Origin of the sequence: Herpetosiphon gulosus (genome assembly GCF_039545135.1) — a bacterium.
GTDB classification, from domain to species: Bacteria; Chloroflexota; Chloroflexia; order Chloroflexales; family Herpetosiphonaceae; genus Herpetosiphon; species Herpetosiphon gulosus.
Window position 1 is genome coordinate 1 of sequence record NZ_BAABRU010000083.1, and the last position, 1491, is coordinate 1491.

Below are 1491 nucleotides of genomic sequence, written 5' to 3' on the forward strand. Positions count from 1 at the left end.
CGCCGATGATGAGGGTGATCCAGGTGATGATGTACCTGATCAGCACAACCTTCCATGGACGACATGATCCACCCAACTGACCGACCGACCTTGAGCACCGCCGAGCGACAGGCCATCCTGGACGAGTACGACTCCTACCCGCGTGGCGACCCACGGCGGGGAGCGATCCTTCGTCAACACGGGCTGTACACCTCGCAACTGGCCAAGTGGCGACAGCGCCTTCGTCGGGGCGCAACGAGCCTCGACAATCAACGTCCTGGCCCGGTGCCCCAGCCCGCCAATCCGCTGGCGGATGAGAACGCCCGGCTCCGCCGCGAGAACGCCCGCCTCCAGCACCAGCTGACCAAGGCCACTGCCATCATCGATATCCAAAAAAAAATGGCCACGCTGCTTGGACTGGCATCAGCCGCATCGACGGACAACGAATCATGATGGAAAGCGTGCACGACCTTGCCCCTATCGTCGGGATGACCGCCGCCTGTCAGGCGCTTGGGGTGCCGCGCAGCACGGTCTACCGCCGTCAACGACCCGCCGTGCGACGGCAGCGCACCGTCCGTCGCCATCCGCGTATGCTCAGTCCCGACGAGCAAACCGCCGTGCGGGCCGTCCTGAACAGCGAGCGCTTTGTCGATCAAGCCCCGCGCTCGATCTATGCCACGCTGCTTGACGAGGGCATCTATCGGTGCCACTGGCGCACGATGTATCGTCTGCTGCGGGCAGATGCCGCCACCCGTGAGCGCCGCGCCGTGCGCCGCCATCCGGTCTCCACCCGACCCGAGTTGCTGGCCACCGCACCGCGCCAGGTCTGGAGTTGGGACATCACCAAACTGCGCGGGCCGCAGCCGGGCGTGTGGTACAGCCTGTACGTGGTGCTCGACATCTTCAGCCGGATGATCGTCGGCTGGCTGCTCGCCACCCACGAAGCGGCGCTGTTGGCCGAACAGGTGCTGGCTGATGCCTGCCTGCGGGAGGGCATTGCGCCCGACCAACTGACGATTCACGCTGATCGCGGTGCGCCCATGACCTCCACGGTGGTCGCTGACCTGCTGGCCGATCTCGGGGTGCGGCGCTCGCACAGTCGGCCAACCGTTTCCAACGATAATCCGTACTCGGAGGCGCAGTTCAAGACCATGAAGTATGGACCCACCTATCCGGATCGGTTCGCCAATCTGGCGGAGGCGCGGGTGTGGGTGACGGCGTTCGTGGACTGGTACAACCACGTCCATCGGCACAGTGGGCTGAGCCTGCTCACCCCCGCAATGGTCCACGGTGGGACGGCGGATGCGGTGGTGGCCGCGCGGCAGGTCGTGCTGACCGCCGCCGCTGCCCACCACCCGGAGCGTTTTGTGCAGGGGCCGCCGACCCCGCCACCCGTGCCAACGGCGGCGTGGATCAACCCGCCGCTCAGTGTGGCTGCGCAGCCAGACGACCCAGCGCGGCTGAAACGGAATTCCTGATCGTCACCTGTCTCAAAAATATTGACACGTTCCG

General features: G+C 65.7%; 2 protein-coding genes. Both read left to right on the forward strand.

Annotated elements, in window-relative coordinates; all coding sequences use genetic code 11:
- Positions 1-54: 54 nt before the first annotated feature.
- Positions 55-432: a transposase gene (locus ABEB26_RS26820; protein WP_345725164.1), complete on the forward strand. Its 378-nt coding sequence runs from the start codon at positions 55-57 to the stop codon at positions 430-432.
- Positions 429-1457 (forward strand): IS3 family transposase, encoded by a 1029-nt coding sequence (locus ABEB26_RS26825; RefSeq protein WP_345725165.1) that lies wholly within the window; start codon positions 429-431, stop codon positions 1455-1457. Before ABEB26_RS26820 ends, ABEB26_RS26825 begins: the two co-directional genes overlap by 4 nt.
- The last annotated feature ends 34 nt before the right edge of the window (positions 1458-1491 follow it).

Bases quoted from the DNA above. Each gene is read 5' to 3' on its own strand.
- ABEB26_RS26820 (WP_345725164.1), top strand. From the start codon at position 55: ATGGACGACATGATCCACCCAACTGACCGACCGACCTTGAGCACCGCC.
- ABEB26_RS26825 (WP_345725165.1), top strand. From the start codon at position 429: ATGATGGAAAGCGTGCACGACCTTGCCCCTATCGTCGGGATGACCGCC.